The sequence below is a fragment of the Pandoraea sp. PE-S2R-1 genome (genome assembly GCF_002179865.1).
Classification (GTDB): Bacteria; Pseudomonadota; Gammaproteobacteria; order Burkholderiales; family Burkholderiaceae; genus Pandoraea.
This window is the reverse complement of the sequence record NZ_NGUR01000042.1, coordinates 1-490: the sequence shown is the minus strand read 5'-3', so window position 1 is coordinate 490 and position 490 is coordinate 1. Positions and strand designations below refer to the sequence as shown.

The 490-nt window shown below is 62.4% G+C and carries 1 pseudogene; it reads right to left on the bottom strand.

Annotated features, from left to right (window positions below):
• Positions 1-250: 250 nt before the first annotated feature.
• Positions 251-490, bottom strand: a pseudogene (locus CDV44_RS26945) (oxidoreductase); the annotation flags it as partial.

Sequence of the window (490 nt, the reverse complement as noted above, 5' to 3'; positions counted from 1 at the left end):
CTGTGTCTCTACTATCCGAGTCGACGACACGTCACCAGTGGCCTGCGCGCACTCATCGAAATGCTGCGCGTTACTTGAAACAATGCGACGTTGATCCCGGGCTTCGGCACGATCAAATTGCCAGCTCAACCGCGTTCTCGTGACCAACCCCATCCGGCCATCGCGTCAAGCGCTTCTTCCGCTAATGCTGGGGTTGGCCCGTCGTCGATGTCTGCGCGTTTGCGTCGAGCGGCGACGGGGAGGGCAACGCTCAACCGTTGATCCTCGGCGACAGCAGATCTTCCAGTCCGATCGCGTAATACATCTCGCGCCGCATCCGATCCGCCACGGCATTGACCACTTCCGCACCATCCTGCGACGGATCGACGTGCACGCGGAACGGCCGCTTGCCGAACGGAAGGTTCACCACGTTGACGATCTGGCGCGCGACCTCCGTCGGATCGGCATCCGCCGGCTCAAGCCCCGCCAGTCCCTCAAGCGCCTGACCAGT